The organism is Leisingera daeponensis DSM 23529, from assembly GCF_000473145.1.
GTDB lineage: Bacteria > Pseudomonadota > Alphaproteobacteria > Rhodobacterales > Rhodobacteraceae > Leisingera > Leisingera daeponensis.
Genome location: NZ_KI421500.1, coordinates 294405 through 311547, shown reverse-complemented (window position 1 = coordinate 311547; position 17143 = coordinate 294405). Strand labels below are relative to the sequence as shown.

Below are 17143 nucleotides of genomic sequence, written 5' to 3'. Positions count from 1 at the left end.
GGATTTTTCCCTGCTGCCCGGTTAGGTTGCCGGTAAAACTTGAGGCAAACAATAATTGGTCGAGGAGACCGAGCAGTGAAATCCGTTCCCCTTCGCTGGGCGCGTCCGGTAGCCTTGCTGGCAGCCTTGACGCTGGCCGCCTCCTGCGGCCTGCCCAAAGTCGGCCCCAACAAGCGCCAGATCTTCGCCGGGTCCGTGCAGCGGGAAGGCGATGCCTTTATCGTCTCCGTCAACGACCGGGTGGCCCGCGCCACGGCGGTGGTGCCTGCCCTGGGGTTCTCCTCCGGGTTCACCTCGGCGGGGCCGCTGACCTCTGACACCATCCGCCCCGGCGATGTGCTGGGACTGACGGTCTGGGAAAACGTCGATGACGGGCTGCTGGCCGCCGAGGCCACCAATGCCACCGTGCTGGAAGAGGTGCAGGTCGACAGCGCCGGCTATATCTTTGTGCCCTATGCGGGCCGCCTGCGGGCCTCCGGCAGCACGCCGGATCAGCTGCGCGAGGCCATCACCCGGAAGCTGGAAGACCAGACCCCGGATCCGCAGGTGCAGGTGCGCCGCCTGGCGGGCGATGGGGCGACGGTCAGCCTCACCGGCTCTGTCGGCGCGCAAGGTGTCTATCCGATCGAACGCCCGACCCGCACGCTGTCCTCCATGCTGGCCAAGGCCGGCGGTGTGACGATCCAGCCGGAGATTGCCCAGGTCACCGTGATCCGCGGCCATGAAAAGGGCAAGATCTGGTTCCAGGACCTGTTCGACAACCCGCAGCTGGATGTCGCCCTGCGCGGCGGCGACCGCATTCTGGTGGAGGAGGACACCCGTTCCTTCACCGCCCTTGGCGCAACCTCCGCCCAGGCGCGGGTGCCGTTTGAAAGCCAGGATCTGTCCGCACTGGAGGCCATTGCCCAGGTTGGCGGCCTGATCTCCACGGCCTCGGACCCGACTGGGGTGTTCGTGCTGCGCAACGAGCCAGCGGAAATCGCCAACCAGGTGCTGGGCCGCGACGATCTGATCGGCGCGCAGCGCATGGTCTATGTTCTGAACCTGACCCAGCCGAACGGCCTGTTTGTGGCCCGCGACTTCGTGATCCGCGACGATGACACGCTCTATGTCACCGAAGCGCCGTATGCGCAGTGGACCAAGACCATCTCGCTGCTGGTGACGCCGGTGGGATCCCTGTCGAGCGTTTCGACCGCGCTGGACGGCAGCTAAGACAGCATGAGCCTGACCGCAGGCCAGCACAAAGCCGGGAGCGCTGCGTCCCGGCTTTTTGTTTACAACGGCGGCTTTCTCACCCAGCGCCGGGTACGGCGGATTTTGCAATTGTGCGGCTACGATATCCGGCTGGGGCTGCCGCAGCCCGAGGACCTCGTCGGCATCTGGGGTGCCTCCCCCACGGCGCACCGCGGGCAGGCGGTGGCGCAAAAGCGCGGCTGCGGGCTGCTGCGGGTCGAGGATGCCTTCTTGCGCTCGGTCCATCCCGGCCGCGCCGGGGAGCCGCCTGCGGGGCTGCTGCTGGACGGGGCCGGAGTGCATTTCGACGCTGGCGTGCCATCGGATCTGGAGCAGCTTCTGGCCAGCCACCCGCTGGATGACGCGCACCTGATGCGCCGGGCGCGCGATGCGGTTGCGCGGCTCAAGGCCGCGCATCTTAGTAAATACAACGCCTTTGATCCCGAAGATCCGGTGCCGGAGCCGGGCTATGTGCTGGTAGCGGACCAGGCGCGGGACGATGCCTCCGTCACCGCGTCGCGCGCGGACCGCGCGCGGTTTCTGGAGATGCTGGCCTTTGCCCAGGAGGAGCACCCCGGTGCGCGGGTGCTGATCAAGACCCATCCCGAGACTCTGCACGGCTACCGGGCGGGCTATTACGGCGCCGGGGACGCACAGGCGCGGGTCGAGCTGTTCACCGGCAGCGTGTCGCCCTGGGCGCTGCTTGAGGGCGCGGTCGGGGTCTACACCGTTTCCTCACAGCTGGGGTTCGAGGCGATCCTGGCAGGCCACAAGCCGCGGGTCTTCGGCCAGCCGTTTTATGCGGGCTGGGGGCTGAGCGCGGACGACGCGCCGCCCGCACGGCGGCAGCGGCGGCTGACACGGGCGCAGCTGTTTGCGGCCGCGATGATCCTCTACCCGAAATGGTACGACCCGTTCCGGGATGAGCTGTGCGAGCTGGAAACGGTGCTGGACAACCTGGAGGCAAAAACCCGCGCCTGGCGGCAGGACCGCCGGGGCTGGGCCGCCTCCGGCATGCGGATGTGGAAACGCAAGCCGCTGCAACAGTTCTTTGGCGCAGAAAAGAAGGTGCTGTTCACCGAAGACCCGGCCAAGGCACAGGCCGGCGGCCGCAGCTGGATGGTCTGGTCCGGCAGGGCAACGGATGCTCATAAAGGCGCGGTGCGGGTGGAGGACGGGTTCCTCCGGTCGCGCGGACTGGGCGCGGAGCTGGTGCCGCCGCTGTCGCTGGTGACCGACCGGAGCGGGATCTACTATGATCCGCGCACGCCCTCCGGCCTGGATACGCTGATAGCGCGCCGGGTAGACATGACCCAAGCGGAGGCGCTGCGGGCGGAGCGCCTAGTGCAGTCGCTGGTCCGGGACGGCGTGTCGAAATACAACCTGGGCGGCGGCGTGCCGGCGCTGCCGGAGGGCCACCGGATTCTGGTGCCGGGTCAGGTGGAGGACGATGCTTCGATCCTGTGCGGCGCCGGGCAGGTGCGGACCAACCTGGAGCTTTTGCGCGCCGCGCGGGACGCCAACCCGGAGGCGGTGATCATCTACAAGCCGCACCCGGATGTGGAGGCCGGATTGCGCAAAGGCCAGGTGAATGCCGAGGGGCTGGCGGACATTGTTGCCGCGCAGGCGGACCCCATGGCCCTGCTGGAGAACGTGCAGGAGGTATGGACGATGACCTCGCTCCTGGGGTTCGAGGCGCTGCTGCGGGGGGTTAAGGTGACAACGCTGGGCACGCCGTTTTATGCCGGCTGGGGGCTGACTGCAGATCTGGCGCCCGTGCCGCCCTGGCGGACGGCAAAGGTGCCGCTCTTGGGCCTCGCCCATGCGGCGCTGATCGACTATCCGCGCTATTTCGACCCGGTGACGGGCCAGCCTTGCCCGCCGGAAGTTGCGGTGCTGCGCCTGCGCGAGGGCCGCCTGCCGCATCCGGGAGTTGACAACCGCCTGCTGTCCAAGCTGCAGGGACTGTTTGCGACCTACGCCCATATGTGGCGCTGACCCCGGCAACGCACTGCACAAGCAGAGCTCCTGCGCCCGCAGGACGCCCTGGCTCCTGCCAGCGCCTCCTTGGCGGCCTTGGGTGTGGCCCGGTGCAGGGCGCCGGGCCACGCCCAACGGGAGCGGAGCAAGACCCTGCTCCGGCGACGGGCGGGAGAGTCCGCCTGTCAGGTTAAGATCATAAAGGGTCAGCGCAGCGCGCGGGTCCAGCGGTGCAGGATGTCGCCGCCGAGGGGGCGGGTTTCGACCAGCTCGAACCGGGGCGCTTCCTCCAGCCGGCCAATGCCCAGGGCTCCGATCGAAGGCAGCCCCTCGGCGCCGATCCCCAGACCTGCGGTGAAACCAATCAGCTCATCCACCAGATCAAAGGCCAGGAGAGAGGCTGCCAAGGCGCTTCCGCCCTCGCAGAACACACGGGTCAGCCCGGCCTGTCCCAGCTGCTGCAGAACGTCCACTGCGTCCAGCTGCACCCCGTGTGAGGCGCAGGGAATCAGCTTGGCCCCCAGCCCTTCCCAGGCCTGAATACGCTCCTGATCCGCACCATGGCCGTGGCAGAGCCAGACCGGCACCTTCTTGGCCGTGCGGGCCAGCTGGCCCATCAGCGGCAGGTCCAGGTGGCGGGAGATCACCACCCGCACCGGCTGCCGCTCCACCCCCAGATCGCGCACCGTCAGCGAGGGATCATCCGCCCGCGCAGTGCCGCCGCCGACCATCACCGCATCGTGGCGCGCGCGCATCGCATGCACGGCGCGTCGCGCCTCCGGCCCGGTGATCCATTTGCTCTTCCCCGATCCGGTGGCAATGCGGCCATCGAAACTGCTGGCCAGCTTCAGCGTCACCAGCGGACGGCCCTGTTCGGTCTTCAGGAAGAACCCGGCATGATCGCGTGCCGCCTGGGCGCCCCAGACGCCCGTGTCCACCCGGATGCCCGCGTCCCGCAGCATCCGGATGCCCTGGCCGGAGACCCGCGGATCGCTGTCCCCGATCGCAGCGACAACCCGCGCCACCCCGGCCTTGATCAGCGCCTGTGCACAAGGCGGCGTTGCGCCCTGATGGGCGCAAGGTTCCAGCGTGACATAGGCGGTGGCGCCGCGGGCAGCCTCACCGGCCTGCGCCAGCGCCTCGGTTTCCGCATGCGGACGGCCGCCTGGCTTGGTCCAGCCGCGCCCCACGATGCGGCGGCCCTGCACGATGACGCAGCCCACAGCCGGATTCGGCCAGCAATTGCCCTGCCCGCGCCGCCCAAGGGACAGCGCCAGCGCCATGTAACGGTGATCTGTGTCCATTATTCTTCCGGGGCCGCCGGCGGGCGCAGCTCGTGGACAAAATCCTCGAAATCATCTGCCGCCTGGAAGTTCTTGTAAACACTGGCAAAGCGCACATAGGCCACGGTGTCGATCCGGGCCAGCGCCTCCATCACGATCTCGCCGATTTTCTTGGAAGGAATATCGGTCTCGCCCATGCTTTCCAGCCGCCGCACGATGCCTGAGATCATCTGGTCGATGCGTTCCGGCTCAATCGGGCGCTTCTGCATCGAAATGCGGATCGAGCGCTCCAGCTTGTCGCGGTCGAAATCCTCGCGTTTGCCGTTGGACTTGATCACCACCAGATCGCGCAGCTGCACCCGCTCGTAGGTGGTGAACCGGCCGCCGCAGGCGGGGCAGAACCGGCGCCTGCGGATCGAAACATGATCTTCGGCGGGGCGTGAATCCTTGACCTGAGTGTCGATATTTCCGCAAAATGGGCAGCGCATCCGCCTGCTTCCTCAATCCTGTCAGTCTGATTATTAGTGCCGGGATCGGCCCGGTTATCCACAACTATAGGCTACCCTCCAGAATTTGGGTAGAGGTGATTTCCCGCCGCTAGATAAAGAGGGTCACGCCAGATACGACGCCACCCGGCGCTGGTGCGGCGCGTCGCGATGCTCGAACAGGTAGAGCCCTTGCCAGGTCCCCAGAACCGGCGCGCCGCCCGCCACAGGGATGGTCAGGCTCACCGGCATCAGGGCCGCCTTGATATGGGCAGGCATGTCGTCCGGGCCTTCATAGGTGTGGCGCAGATAAGACATCGACGGATGGTTCGAAGGCGGCACCAGCCGGGCGAAGAACGCCCGCAAGTCTGTCTGCACCTCCGGGTCGGCGTTTTCCTGGATCAGCAGCGAGCAGGAGGTGTGGCGGACAAACAGCGTCAGCAGGCCGTCCCGCACGCCGCTGCCGGACACCCAGGACTGTACTGCGGCAGTAAACTCGTAAAGGCCCTGCCCCCGCGTCGGAATGGTGAATTCATGATGCATGAGGCAGTTCTGGCGCAAACCGGACCGGCAGGCAACTGTGGCGCCGTGCCAAGGCAGCGGTTATGGCAGCCAAGGCTCGCGCCCGGGCAGCCGGTCATAGCAATAGGTCTGCGCCGCCGTCACCCGCAGGCTGTCGCCCGCCTGCCGCACGTTCAGCGACAGGCTGCCAGAGCGGTCAGGCACCCCCGGCGGCAGGCCAAAGGCAAATTGCACCGCCTTGCGGCCCGGCCGGTTGACCGAAGGCCCCTCGCCGCGCCAGACGTAAATCCGCTGGTTCACCGGTGCGCGCAGCTGGCGGATGGCGAAGTCAGCGATGCTGCACCAGTAGTCCTGGGGGCCGGACCGGCTCCGGGCCACCACTTCCCAAACACCTTCGGAGACCGGCAGCACCTCGTTCCGGTTGATCGCCCGCCAAGCGGAAGCGGGCACCGGAATGGCCAGAACCAAAGCCAGCAGCCCTGGCAGCCACAGTTTTTTACAGCTCATTTCCATCCCCTTTCCCGCCGCCGCGGCGGCCGCGGATCAATCTGGTTTCAGGGCCGCCCAAACGGCACGAAGCAGTATTCATGGGCCCTAAGCACACTCATTGTATCACCAGCTTGCAGGCTGTTAACAGACCCGTATCCGCCCGCCGGTGCGGCAGCCGCCAAATTCGGGTCCAGCGTGAACTGGACCGCGGAACGGCGCCCCGTGGTTTCGCTGGGGCCAAGGCCGCGGTAAATATACAGGCTGGTGTTCCAGGGCCGCCGCAGCACGCGCTGCACGTGATCCGCAGCGCCGCACCAGAACAGATAGCCGCTGCCGCTGCGGGCAATGACCTCGAACACGCCATCGGACACCGGGTTAACACGGATGCTATGGCGGCTGGCGTTGGCGGCGGAAACGTCCGGGAGCGCCAGTATCAAGGACGCGGCAAGGACCGTGGCGGCGGTTGCTGGTTTCATGTGATCTTCCCTCCGGTCTGAAGGTTGCCCGCCTGGCCAGGCGGCCGGGCGGCTCCCCCTCAAGGGTAGAAAGATCTGGAACACAAGCCAGTCACACTGCCGTGCGCGCCCGGGCCTGCGGCACCGGTTACAGCGCAGACGCCTGCGCGCAGTAGCCGTGCCCTTGCTGCACAGACATGCTCTCGCCGGGGCGGAAACCAAGCGACAGCCAGCCGATCTTTGGCGTGATGCCCGCCCGTTCCGGGTACAGTGTGAACTGCACCGATGAGCGGCGGCCGGTGGTCACGCTCATGTCCCGTCCGCGCACCACATAGAAACGGTCGGTCCAATTTGCCCCCAGCTCCCGGCGGGCATACTGGGCGGCGGCGCACCAGTAATCCCAGGTGCCGCCGGACCTGCCCGGCACAACTTCGTAAATGATTTCATCGACCGGCAGCACCCGCACGCCCCGGTTGGCGAGGAAGGGCTCTGCGACCGCAGGAACCGCGCCGAGACAGGCCAGGCCAAGCGCGTAAATGAAGTTTCTCATCCGGAATGATCCCTCTGCTTCTTTCAGCATAGAGATTGGGGAGAAGGTCTCCAAGCGCAGGTTGCGGACTGGGCCGCTTGCTCTCGCAGATGTGTGCAGGCTGATTTCAGGCGCGCACCGGAAAGGGAATGATCTCCGCGCTTTCCTGCTGGCGCCCCAGAATCTCTTCCAGGACGGCCAGCACGGCCGCGTCGGGCGTTGTTCCGGTTTCCGGGTGGAACCTGGCCCGGGCCTGGCGCCGCAGCATCGCCCTGGAACTGCTGGCATCCTGCTGCTGCAGGATGCGGCCCTGCCGCGCCAGTGCCTCGACCATGAACTGGTTGGCCGTCACAAGATCGTTCAACGAGCGGAGCTTGTCCGTCAGCGCGGCAAGCGCCTCATTCATATCGGCGTGTTCAGACATCTTCTTCCCCCCGGAAGACCTATGGCGATGCCTGCGATGTTACGCGCCGCCGCCGTGCGGGACAACGCCAGGGTTACCAAATGGTTAACGCCTGACGTCCAGCTCCGGAAGCACGATGTGGCCGCTGTAGCGCACCAGCAGGCCGATCCGCGGCAGGCTGGCGGAGATGTCAAACCCCAGATGCCCTTCCGGCGTCTCATACTCCATCGACGCGCTTTGCGGGCAGAGGGCGCGGGGCAGCGGCAGGCCGAACAGCCGCGCCTTCTCGACCGTCACCACCAGCGCGCCTTGCTGGACCGAGGCCGCCAGCTCCAGCTCCACCGGCCCGAAGCGCTCCACGGCCTGCCCTTTATGCGGATCAAACCGCAGGCGCGAGCGGGTCTGGTACTTGCCGAAACTGCGCTGCCACACGTGGCCCCTGCCCTGCTGGGCGACGTCCAGCCGGAAGCGGGTGCGGGGCATCGGCGGCGGAAACCCTGCCAGACCGGCGAGCAGCCGCGCCCAGCGGTTGCCGCCCTCAACCGTTACAACGCCCTGGCTGCGCGCCGGCGGCTGCGCGTGGAACCGCAGCAGGGCGGGCGGCACCTCCAGCCGTTGCGCTGCGATGATTTCGCCAAAAGCGTCCTTCATGCGCCAAAGCCCCCGGCCGCAAAGCGGGCGCGGACCTCCGGGCTGGGGATCATGCAGCGGTCATAGCGGCCGAACAGCCGGTAGCGGTTGCGGGCGACGCTGAAATAGAGCGGGTCCTTGAGCCATCCCGGCAAGAACCGGCAGACCGACAGCACCGGCCACGGCCAGGGCAGCGCCCGCATCGCCGCAGCAAAAGCATCGAGCCTCTGATGGGAGCGGCCATCGACGATTACCAGGTTGGTCTCGAACTCATCTGTTGGCAACCCGTGAGCGCGGTACAACTGCTGCCCCAGCGGCGACTGCGCGGTGGCGAAGGAGAACCGGCCTTCCCGGTCATGGCGCAGCATGAAGCGGAAGAAGCCAGAGCACAGCACGCATTCGCCGTCGAAGACGATGAGGTTTCTGTTTTCTAGCCAAGGGTGCCCCACCGTGCGCCTTCACTGACAGCCAATTACTTTTTCGACATCGACCGCAGCCCAATCAAACGCCAAGACACGCCCCTGCTCGGCTCTCAGGCCGGGCCACCCACCATACTTTTCCAAAGCTTTCGGCGATGGCCTGATTTCTCCGGTCTTCAAGCTTTTCTGGTCCACGACAACAGTTGCGATGTCGGGAAGGTTTGCGTGCTCACAAATCGCCCGCACCAGATCCAAAGGAGTACCCAACAATCTTTGCTCTCCCTGTCGCCCAATCAGTTCAGCCAGGTCTCCGTATGTAACAAAAACCTTAGCACTTGATTGCCGCAGCTTGACGTATTCAGAGAAAATCCGGTTTGCCCAGTATTCATTCGTCGCCATAGATCCCTCGCTAATGAAAAAGGCGCCCCGCCGGGCGCCTTTCAATTTACTGATCCAGGAAGCTGCGCAGCTTGCGCGAGCGGCTGGGGTGCTTCAGCTTCCTGAGCGCCTTCGCCTCGATCTGGCGGATCCGTTCGCGGGTCACGCTGAACTGCTGGCCGACTTCCTCAAGGGTGTGGTCGGTGTTCATACCGATGCCGAACCGCATCCGCAGGACCCGTTCCTCGCGCGGCGTCAGGGACGCCAGCACCCGGGTGGTGGTTTCCTTGAGGTTCTCCTGAATGGCGCTGTCGAGCGGCAGCACGGCATTCTTGTCCTCGATGAAATCGCCCAGCTGCGAATCTTCCTCGTCCCCGATCGGGGTTTCGAGAGAGATCGGCTCCTTGGCGATCTTCATCACCTTGCGGACCTTCTCCAGCGGCATCTGCAGCTTGTCGGCCAGCTCCTCCGGAGTCGGCTCGCGGCCGATCTCGTGCAGCATCTGGCGGCCAGTGCGGACCAGCTTGTTGATGGTCTCGATCATGTGGACCGGGATCCGGATGGTGCGGGCCTGGTCGGCAATCGAGCGGGTGATCGCCTGGCGGATCCACCACGTCGCATAGGTCGAGAACTTGTAGCCGCGGCGGTATTCGAACTTGTCGACCGCCTTCATCAGGCCGATGTTGCCCTCCTGGATCAGGTCCAGGAACTGCAGGCCGCGGTTGGTGTATTTCTTGGCGATGGAGATCACCAGGCGCAGGTTGGCCTCGACCATTTCCTTCTTGGCTTGGCGGGCTTCTTTCTCGCCCTTCTGAACCTGCTGCACGATGCGGCGGAATTCAGAGATGTCCAGACCGACATACTGACCCACCTGGGCCATGTCGGAGCGCAGCTCCTCAACCTTGTCGGTGGAGCGCTCAATGAACATCTGCCAGCCGCGGCCAGGCTTTTCGCCCATTTCCGACAGCCAGTTCGGGTCCAGCTCGCGGCCGCGGTAGGCGTCAACGAACTCGCGGCGGTTGATGCGGGCCTGGTCGGCCAGCTTCACCATCGAGCTGTCAATCTGCATGACGCGGCGGTTGATGCCGTAAAGCTGGTCGATCAGCGCCTCGATACGGTTGTTGTGCAGGTGCAGCCCGTTCACCAGTTCAACGATTTCAGAACGCAGCGACTGGTAGCGCACCTCATCCTGCTCGCTGAAGGAGCCGTCCTCGTTCAGAGTGGCCGAAATCCGGCTGTCCTGCATTTCGCTCAGCTCGGCGAAGTCGGTGGAGATCCGCTCCAGCGTGGTCAGCACCCGGTCCTTGAGCGCAGCCTCCATCGCGGCCAGCGACATGTTGGCCTGATCGTCCTCGTCCTCGTCGTCGTCGGCGGAGATCGGGTTGCCGTCGGCGTCCAACTCCGGGCCTTCCTCCCTGGACGGCTTGGCCGCGGCCTGCACCGCCGAAGGATCGACCACCGGGGCCGCGTCCTCGCCGTCCTCGTCCAGCTGGTTGCCGAAGGTGGCCTCCAGGTCGATGACGTCGCGCAGGAGAATATCCTCGGACAGAAGTTCGTCGTGCCAGATGGTGATCGCCTGGAAGGTCAGCGGGCTTTCGCACAGGCCCGCAATCATCGTGTTGCGGCCGGCCTCGATGCGTTTGGCAATGGCGATCTCGCCCTCGCGGCTCAGCAGTTCGACCGAGCCCATTTCACGCAAGTACATGCGCACCGGGTCGTCGGTGCGGTCCAGCTTCTCGGTCTGGGCGCCTGCCAGCGCAACCTCGCGCGGGCCTTCGGTGGTCACAAGGTCGGTGGCGCCCTTGTTCTCTTCTTCCTCGGCCTCTTCGTCCTCGATGATGTTGATGCCCATTTCGCTGAGCATCGACATCACGTCTTCGATCTGTTCCGAGCTGACCTGATCCGGCGGCAGAACCTGATTGAGCTGATCGTAGGTGATGTAGCCTTTTTCGCGGGCTTCCGCGATCATCTTCTTGACCTGAGCCTGGCTCATATCAAGGGAGATTTCGGCGTCCTGATCGTCAGGTTTGCGGTCGTCGGTGTCTTTGGCGGCCATTCATTGCTCCTACTCAGGGGCTGCGGGGCAGTTCGAATCACGCGAATCATGTGCGCGATCTTCCGATTCGTCACCCCGTTTACCCAATTTTCCTGTGCTCTTCCTTAGCAAAACGCAGAATCACCTCTGCGTGTCACTTCTCTGAAAAGCCGATCCGGTCCAAAAGGGCGCCGAAGGCATCACGCTCATCCCGGTTGAGCCGCGCGCCATTCTTGCCCACGTCATAAGTCGCCTTGTCCTCGTTTTCGCTGCGCACGGCCTTGTTCTTGGCCTCTGCCGCCTGCCGCAACCGCCAGGTCAGCGCCTCATCGGCAAGGCCATGCAAATCCTCTTCGGCTTCCGCCAGTTCCGCATCCAATCCGCGCAGCGCTTCAAGTTTTGCGAGCTCTTCGGCCAGGGTCATGCTGGCCAGTTCGGTGTCGCCGGGTTTGCGCAGGCAGGGAATGATTGCAACGTGGCGAAGGCCAAACAGGTTTTCAAGGGCATGAGGCCCCAAAGACCAGTCGATTTCCTCGCGCAGCCGCTCCGGCGCGTCGATGCCGTGGCGCAGCACCATGTCGCGCAGCAGCGCCAGATCCGGGTCGGCACATTGCAGACGCTCAAGACTGGTTTCGAAATCCGGGATCACCGCCGGGGTGGTGATCGCCGTCGCCAGGATCACCGCCTCGCGCATCGCAGCAAAGGATTCATCGTCGGCACCCGCGACCAGCGAGGCCCGGGTGGTTGCGCGCGGCTGCGGGATCACGCCGAACCCCTTGCCAGGCTTCCAGGGCGCGCGGGCGCCATCGCGGAAGCCGCCGGCCCTGCCGCCGCGCTGCTGATAACCGCCTTCGCTGCTGCCCCGGCTGCCGCGGAACAGCTGCCAGCGCATTTCCTTGACGTCTTCGCCATAGTGCTTGCGGATCGAGGGATCGCGGATCAGCTTGATCTTTTCCCGCAAGCTTTTGTCCAGCGCCGCCTTGCGCTCGGGACTGTCGAAAACCTTGCCCTCGGTCTCGCGCCGCCACAAAAGCTTGACCATCGGTATCGCCTGATCCAGCACCGCCCGCACCGCTTCCGGGCCTTCGCTGCGGATCATGTCGTCGGGATCCTTGCCTTCCGGCATGATGGCAAAACGCAGGGATTTACCGGCCTCCAATAGCGGCAGCGCCAGGTCTATCAGCCGCATGGCCGCGCGGAGGCCCGCGGTGTCGCCGTCCAGTGCAATGATCGGCTCATCCGACATCCGCCACAGCATCTGCAGCTGGTTTTCGGTAATCGCGGTACCCAGCGGCGCAACGGAGGATTGGAACCCGCCTTCCGACAGCGCAATCACATCCATGTAGCCTTCGGCCACGATCAGCGTGGAACCGCGCCCCGAAGCCGCACGCGCAGGCCCGTGGTTATAGAGGCTGCGGCCCTTATCAAACAATTCGGTCTCGGGCGAGTTCAGGTACTTGGCATTATCGTTCGGGTCCATCGCCCGCCCGCCAAAGGCAATCGCCCGCCCGCGCGCATCACGGATCGGGAACATGATCCGGTTGCGGAAGGTGTCATAAGGCTTCCCGCCCTTGGTCGAGGGCTTGGCCAGCCCCGCGCCGATGATCAGATCCTCGGGCACATTCTTGCCGCGCAAAGCGTCCCACAGGTTCTGCCAGCCGTCGGGGGCAAAGCCGATTTCCCAGCGGTCGAGCGCCTGCGCCGTCAGGCCGCGGCGCTGAAGATATTCGCGCGCGTCACGGGCCGCATTGGTTTTCAGCTGCAGGCGGAAGAACTGGACCGCTTGCTCCATCACATCGGCCAGCAGCGTCCGGCGGTCCTGTTTCTCCTGCGCGCGCGGGTCGCGCTTGGGCATCTCCATGCCCGCTTCACCGGCCAGGATCTCCACCGCCTCCATGAAACCGACGTTCTCGGTCTCTTGCACAAACTTCAGCGCGTCGCCTTTGGCGTGGCAGCCGAAGCAGTAATAGAACCCCTTGCGGTCCTCGACATGGAAGGATGCGGTTTTCTCGTGATGAAAGGGGCACGGCCCCCAGTAATCGCCCTTGCCCGGCTGCGACTTGCGCTGATCCCACATGACCTTGCGCCCGACAACATCAGATATGCTGATGCGGGTGCGCAGTTCATCCAGAAAGCCGGGCGGCAGGGACATATCAGTTCGACTTCAGCTGTTTCTGCATCGCCTGGATCTGATCCCAGTTCTGCAGGCACTGCTGCTCGAACAGCGCGCCAAGGTCGGTGCTTTTCAGGTCGCGCCGCTTCATCGCGTAGACGTGGCTCGTCAACTGCGGGATCGCCTTGGAATAGGCGGCGGGCCATTCCGGCTCGCTGCCCAGGATGGTCTGTTCCACGTCTTCCTGCTTCACCCGGTCCAGGCGCGCCTGCTGCACCGCAGCCATGACCTGGCCCTGGTATTTGCAGCTTTGTTCTTTGCTTTCAGAAGCATAGGCCGGCGCCGCCAGCAAGGCGGCTGCAAGGACGATGCGGATCATAGATGCGCTCCGGGAATCAGTTGGTGATCCCCGCAGGTTACCCCCGCGCCGCGACAGCTTCCATGGCTGTTTTCAAATCATGCACAAGCGTTTTCGCCATCGAGCGGAACACCATGATCTGAAACGCCTGCGGGCCGGTGCGGGTCACCGAGGCCATCATGTGCTTCAGCTCACTGCGCACCGTGTGGCCGCGCTTGAACACAGCGGCCCGCAGGTCCACAGGCACCAGCCGCGCCAGCACATCCACTGCGCCCTGCCCCTCCAGCCTCACCACGGCCCAAGCGTCGCTCTGATCCGTCAGCGCCGCGTGCTCGGCCAGCTTCGCGTCAGGCTCAGACCCCATCAGCAGCGCCATGCCGCGGCCGAACCAGACAGCCCGGCTGCCCGCCTTGCCCGTCGCACGGTTTGCCGCGGGGAATGCCATGCCGTGGGCAGCCTCCAGCGCCTGGCTCAGCGCCTTTTCCTGACCCTTGAAGGGTGCCAGGGCCCACATGGCGCCGGGGTGATCTTCAGTGAGGCTTATGCCGCCGAGAGTCACCGGCAGCAGCCCCTCGCAGGGGCTTTTCGCAATCAATTCAGCCACGGGCACGCTCTCCTTCCGGATCAAAGAACACAGGCGAGACAACCTCGCACAGGGTGTCAACGCCGCGCATATGGTCGACCAGCCGCACGGTTTCACCAATCCGGTCCGGCCCCTCCTTCAGGAAGGCCAGTCCAACTGGATGCCCCAAAGTTGGCGAATAGCCGGCCGAGGTGACATAGCCCTGGTCATAAATCCGCTCGACCGGATCACCCGGCGTAAACAGATGCGCACCGGCGCTGATCTCTTTCGCTGCCCCCACGGGTTTCAGGCCCACCAGGCGCATCCGGTCTTCGGCCATCAGCCCCTCGCGGGTGGACATGGGTTTGCCCAAGAAGTCCTTCTTCTGCGACATCATCCCCTGCAGGCCCAGATCAAACGCAGTCACGGTGCCGTTGATCTCCGCGTGTGTGATCAATCCCTTCTCGATCCGCAGGACATTCAGCGCCTCCATGCCATAGGCGCCGCCGCCCATCGCCTCGGCCCGCTTCAGCAGCTCGCGGAACAGGCTCTCGCCATAGCGGGCAGGCACAGCAAGTTCATAGGCATGCTCACCGGAGAAGGAGATCCGGAACAGCCGCCCCTTCACACCCAGCACAGTCGCCTCCCCGCAGCCCATGAAAGGCCAGGTCCCGCTGTTGACGTCCTCATCCACGAGACCATTCAGCAGTTCCTGAGACTTTGGCCCGGCGACAGCAAACTGCGCCCACTGCTCCGTCACTGAGGTGAACCGCACGTCCCACCCGGGACGGAGGACCTGGGAGACATACTCCAAATGCGCCATCACCTGCCCCGCGGCAGCGGTTGTGGTGGTCATGAGAAAATGGTTCTCGCCCAGCCGCGCGGTGGTGCCGTCATCCATGACAAAGCCATCCTCGCGCAGCATCAGACCGTAGCGCACCTTGCCCGCCTTCAGCGTGCTGAAGGTGCTGGTGTAGAGGAAATCCAGGAATTTGCCTGCGTCCGGCCCCTGAATGTCGATCTTGCCGAGGGTGGAGACATCGCAGACCCCGACCGCATTGCGCACCATCGTGACTTCACGGTCGCAGGACTGGCGCCAGCTGGTCTCCCCCGGTTTCGGGAAATAGGCGGCGCGGTACCACAGGCCCGCTTCCAGCTGATGCGCCCCGCGGGTATCGCTCTCGCCATGCGAAGTCAGGAAGCGCTGCGGCTTGAAGCCCTCGCCCGTGGCCCCCGCCCCCATTGCCCCGATGGACACCGGCACAAACGGCGGACGGAAGGTGGTGGTGCCCGTCTCCGGGATCGTGCGCCCGGTGGCATCCGCCAGCACCGCCAGCGCGGCAACGTTGGAGTTCTTGCCCTGATCGGTCGCCATTCCTTGCGTGGTGTAACGCTTCATGTGCTCGACCGAGCGGAAGTTTTCGGTGGCCGCCTGCTTCACATCCTTGACGGTCACATCGTTCTGGAAATCAAGCCAGGCGCGGCCCTTGCCGGGCACCGCCCACAGTGCGGCAATGCGGTAGGGATCATCCTCGGCCTCCGGCAGATCGGCGGCAGCGGGTTTCAGGCCCAGCGCATCCAGCATTTTCCCGGCAGCCTCTGCCCCGTCGCGCAACGCGCCCGCGGTGGAGAATGTGCCGTTACAAGCCCCTGCGGCGGCCATGCCGGGCACGGCCTTCTCAGCCGGGACAAAAGCCAGCGCCTCGCGCTTCCAGATGGGGCGGCTGTTCAGATGACATGTCAAATGCACCGACGGGTTCCAGCCGCCGGACATCGCCAGGCAGTCGGTCTGGATCTTCCCCTCGCCCTTGACCGAACGCACGGTGATGCTCTCCAGCCGCTGACGGCCTGCAGAGTCGCAGACCTGCGCGCCCTTGATCACCTGATAGGGTCCGCCGTCCGGCGCCTCGTGGCGGCTGTCGATCACCGCCGCGATGTGCACGCCCGCGTCATGCAGGTCGCGCGCCGTCCGGTGCGCCTGATCGTTGTTGGCAAAGACGGTGACCCGCTCGCCCGGCGCCACGCCCCAGCGGTTCAGATAAGCCCGCACCGCGCCCGCCATCATGATCCCCGGCCGGTCGTTGTTGCGGAAGGCCACCGGGCGTTCGATCGCACCCGCCGCCAGCACCGCATGTTTGGCCGCAATCCGCCAGAAGCATTCGCGCGGCAGGTGGCTGCCCTTCAGCGAATGGCGCCGCGGCAGGTGGTGCGAGACCCGTTCCAGCGCGCCGTAAGTGCCCTGATCATACGCGCCAGTGACGGCAGTGCGCGTCATCAGCCGCACATTGTCCATCGCCTCAAGTTCGGCCAGCACATCCGCCGCCCAGGCATGGCCCGGCTTGCCGCCGATCTCCTCGCGCTCGGCCAGCAGGCGGCCGCCCATGCGGCTGTCTTCTTCGGCCAGGATCACATCCGCCCCGGCCCGGCCCGCAGTCAGCGCCGCCATCAGGCCCGCAGGCCCGGAACCGATCACCAGCACGTCGCAGAAGGCAAAGGCTTTTTCATACCGGTCCTGATCCGCCTCGCCCGACAGAGCGCCGAGGCCTGCCGCACGCCGGATCAGCGGCTCATAAACCTTCTCCCAGAAAGCTGCCGGCCACATGAAGGTCTTGTAATAGAAACCAGCGCCAAAGAACGGCGCGGCCAGATCGTTCAACGCCATCACGTCGCGCTCAACCGAGGGCCAGCAGTTCTGGCTGCGCGCCTCCAGCCCTTCAAACACCTCCTGCTGGGTGGCGCGCACATTCGGATCCTGCTGGCCGCCAGTGCCGATGGTCACCAGCGCATTCGGCTCCTCGCTGCCCGCCGTCAGAATGCCTCGCGGGCGGTGGTATTTAAACGACCGCCCCACCAGATGCACGCCGTTGGCCAGCAGCGCCGCCGCCAGTGTATCGCCTTCCAGCCCCATCATGTGACGGCCGTTAAAGGCAAAGGTGACGGGCTTCGCGCCCTGGTTCAGACCCTTACCGGGAAGTCTCATGCCTCACCTCCCAGCCCGGCCTCAGAGGCCAGCTGCACCGCCAGGATCTCATGCGTCGCGGTATTGCGCGTCACCTTCAGCCACGCGTTGCAGCCCATCTCATGATACCACAGTTCATCCAGCGGCCCGGCCGGGTTCTCCCGCAGGTTCACATAGTCATGCCAGGCATCCAGATCCGCGCCCGCGGCCGGGCGCACCAGCGCGGCCCCTTTGTAATAGAATTCACGGCGGTCTCTTTCGCCGCAGAGCGGACAGGTAATTCTCATGACCGGCGCCCTTTCATCTTTCC

The 17143-nt window shown here is 65.2% G+C and carries 18 protein-coding genes; 2 read left to right on the top strand and 16 right to left on the bottom strand.

Annotated features, from left to right (window positions below; all coding sequences use genetic code 11):
• Positions 1–75 precede the first annotated feature (75 nt).
• Both DAEP_RS0101875 and DAEP_RS0101870 read left to right on the top strand, forming a co-directional pair.
• A complete protein-coding gene (locus DAEP_RS0101875; RefSeq protein WP_027243483.1) occupies positions 76–1212 on the top strand; it encodes a polysaccharide biosynthesis/export family protein in 1137 nt (378 codons plus the stop codon).
• A gap of 6 nt (positions 1213–1218) precedes the next feature.
• Positions 1219–3231: a capsular polysaccharide biosynthesis protein gene (locus DAEP_RS0101870; RefSeq protein ID WP_027243482.1), complete on the top strand. Its 2013-nt coding sequence runs from the start codon at positions 1219–1221 to the stop codon at positions 3229–3231.
• 188 nt (positions 3232–3419) lie between these two features.
• Here DAEP_RS0101870 and ribD read toward each other — a convergent pair whose 3' ends face one another.
• The 16 genes from ribD to DAEP_RS0101790 form a co-directional block, all read right to left on the bottom strand.
• Entirely contained in the window at positions 3420–4517 is a 1098-nt protein-coding gene (ribD, locus tag DAEP_RS0101865; RefSeq protein WP_084204389.1) for a bifunctional diaminohydroxyphosphoribosylaminopyrimidine deaminase/5-amino-6-(5-phosphoribosylamino)uracil reductase RibD, read from the bottom strand.
• On the bottom strand, positions 4517–4984 hold the full coding sequence (gene nrdR / locus DAEP_RS0101860) for a transcriptional regulator NrdR (RefSeq protein WP_008554741.1): 468 nt from the start codon (positions 4982–4984) through the stop codon (positions 4517–4519). Before nrdR ends, ribD begins: the two co-directional genes overlap by 1 nt.
• 123 nt (positions 4985–5107) lie before the next feature.
• The gene (locus tag DAEP_RS0101855) at positions 5108–5524 is read right to left on the bottom strand and encodes a secondary thiamine-phosphate synthase enzyme YjbQ (protein WP_027243480.1); all 417 of its coding nucleotides are present in this window, start codon (positions 5522–5524) and stop codon (positions 5108–5110) included.
• A gap of 60 nt (positions 5525–5584) precedes the next feature.
• The gene (locus DAEP_RS0101850) at positions 5585–6010 is read right to left on the bottom strand and encodes a hypothetical protein (RefSeq protein WP_036760936.1); all 426 of its coding nucleotides are present in this window, start codon (positions 6008–6010) and stop codon (positions 5585–5587) included.
• 47 nt (positions 6011–6057) lie between these two features.
• Positions 6058–6468 (bottom strand): hypothetical protein, encoded by a 411-nt coding sequence (locus DAEP_RS0101845; protein WP_027243479.1) that lies wholly within the window; start codon positions 6466–6468, stop codon positions 6058–6060.
• A gap of 127 nt (positions 6469–6595) precedes the next feature.
• Positions 6596–6997: a hypothetical protein gene (locus DAEP_RS0101840; protein WP_036760933.1), complete on the bottom strand. Its 402-nt coding sequence runs from the start codon at positions 6995–6997 to the stop codon at positions 6596–6598.
• Positions 6998–7103: 106 nt separating this feature from the next.
• On the bottom strand, positions 7104–7400 hold the full coding sequence (locus DAEP_RS0101835; protein ID WP_027243477.1) for a hypothetical protein: 297 nt from the start codon (positions 7398–7400) through the stop codon (positions 7104–7106).
• 84 nt (positions 7401–7484) lie between these two features.
• Positions 7485–8030 (bottom strand): DUF4166 domain-containing protein, encoded by a 546-nt coding sequence (locus tag DAEP_RS0101830; protein ID WP_027243476.1) that lies wholly within the window; start codon positions 8028–8030, stop codon positions 7485–7487.
• Positions 8027–8458 carry a thiol-disulfide oxidoreductase DCC family protein gene (locus DAEP_RS0101825; RefSeq protein ID WP_027243475.1) on the bottom strand — a complete coding sequence of 144 codons (432 nt, stop codon included), beginning with the start codon at positions 8456–8458 and terminating at the stop codon, positions 8027–8029. The genes DAEP_RS0101830 and DAEP_RS0101825 overlap by 4 nt, the downstream gene beginning before the upstream one ends.
• A 9-nt stretch (positions 8459–8467) precedes the next feature.
• Positions 8468–8827: a hypothetical protein gene (locus DAEP_RS0101820; RefSeq protein WP_154665019.1), complete on the bottom strand. Its 360-nt coding sequence runs from the start codon at positions 8825–8827 to the stop codon at positions 8468–8470.
• Between the two features lie 46 nt (positions 8828–8873).
• On the bottom strand, positions 8874–10862 hold the full coding sequence (gene rpoD, locus DAEP_RS0101815; RefSeq protein WP_008554298.1) for an RNA polymerase sigma factor RpoD: 1989 nt from the start codon (positions 10860–10862) through the stop codon (positions 8874–8876).
• A 133-nt stretch (positions 10863–10995) separates the two neighbouring features.
• On the bottom strand, positions 10996–12993 hold the full coding sequence (gene dnaG / locus DAEP_RS0101810) for a DNA primase (protein WP_027243473.1): 1998 nt from the start codon (positions 12991–12993) through the stop codon (positions 10996–10998).
• A gap of 1 nt (position 12994) precedes the next feature.
• Positions 12995–13333: a hypothetical protein gene (locus DAEP_RS0101805; RefSeq protein WP_008557154.1), complete on the bottom strand. Its 339-nt coding sequence runs from the start codon at positions 13331–13333 to the stop codon at positions 12995–12997.
• A gap of 37 nt (positions 13334–13370) precedes the next feature.
• On the bottom strand, positions 13371–13916 hold the full coding sequence (locus DAEP_RS0101800; protein WP_027243472.1) for a sarcosine oxidase subunit gamma: 546 nt from the start codon (positions 13914–13916) through the stop codon (positions 13371–13373).
• Positions 13909–16854 (bottom strand): sarcosine oxidase subunit alpha family protein, encoded by a 2946-nt coding sequence (locus DAEP_RS0101795; protein ID WP_027243471.1) that lies wholly within the window; start codon positions 16852–16854, stop codon positions 13909–13911. The genes DAEP_RS0101800 and DAEP_RS0101795 overlap by 8 nt, the downstream gene beginning before the upstream one ends.
• Complete coding sequence (locus tag DAEP_RS0101790; RefSeq protein WP_008556358.1) at positions 16851–17120, bottom strand: sarcosine oxidase subunit delta; 270 nt, start codon at positions 17118–17120, stop codon at positions 16851–16853. Before DAEP_RS0101790 ends, DAEP_RS0101795 begins: the two co-directional genes overlap by 4 nt.
• Positions 17121–17143: the final 23 nt, after the last annotated feature.

Coding starts and splice junctions, on each gene's coding strand:
- DAEP_RS0101870 (WP_027243482.1), top strand. CDS start 1,219: ATGAGCCTGACCGCAGGCCAGCACAAAGCCGGGAGCGCTGCGTCCCGG.
- ribD (WP_084204389.1), bottom strand. CDS start 4,517: ATGGACACAGATCACCGTTACATGGCGCTGGCGCTGTCCCTTGGGCGG.
- nrdR (WP_008554741.1), bottom strand. CDS start 4,984: ATGCGCTGCCCATTTTGCGGAAATATCGACACTCAGGTCAAGGATTCA.
- DAEP_RS0101855 (WP_027243480.1), bottom strand. CDS start 5,524: ATGCATCATGAATTCACCATTCCGACGCGGGGGCAGGGCCTTTACGAG.
- DAEP_RS0101850 (WP_036760936.1), bottom strand. CDS start 6,010: ATGAGCTGTAAAAAACTGTGGCTGCCAGGGCTGCTGGCTTTGGTTCTG.
- DAEP_RS0101845 (WP_027243479.1), bottom strand. CDS start 6,468: ATGAAACCAGCAACCGCCGCCACGGTCCTTGCCGCGTCCTTGATACTG.
- DAEP_RS0101840 (WP_036760933.1), bottom strand. CDS start 6,997: ATGAGAAACTTCATTTACGCGCTTGGCCTGGCCTGTCTCGGCGCGGTT.
- DAEP_RS0101835 (WP_027243477.1), bottom strand. CDS start 7,400: ATGTCTGAACACGCCGATATGAATGAGGCGCTTGCCGCGCTGACGGAC.
- DAEP_RS0101830 (WP_027243476.1), bottom strand. CDS start 8,030: ATGAAGGACGCTTTTGGCGAAATCATCGCAGCGCAACGGCTGGAGGTG.
- DAEP_RS0101820 (WP_154665019.1), bottom strand. CDS start 8,827: ATGGCGACGAATGAATACTGGGCAAACCGGATTTTCTCTGAATACGTC.
- rpoD (WP_008554298.1), bottom strand. CDS start 10,862: ATGGCCGCCAAAGACACCGACGACCGCAAACCTGACGATCAGGACGCC.
- dnaG (WP_027243473.1), bottom strand. CDS start 12,993: ATGTCCCTGCCGCCCGGCTTTCTGGATGAACTGCGCACCCGCATCAGC.
- DAEP_RS0101805 (WP_008557154.1), bottom strand. CDS start 13,333: ATGATCCGCATCGTCCTTGCAGCCGCCTTGCTGGCGGCGCCGGCCTAT.
- DAEP_RS0101795 (WP_027243471.1), bottom strand. CDS start 16,854: ATGAGACTTCCCGGTAAGGGTCTGAACCAGGGCGCGAAGCCCGTCACC.
- DAEP_RS0101790 (WP_008556358.1), bottom strand. CDS start 17,120: ATGAGAATTACCTGTCCGCTCTGCGGCGAAAGAGACCGCCGTGAATTC.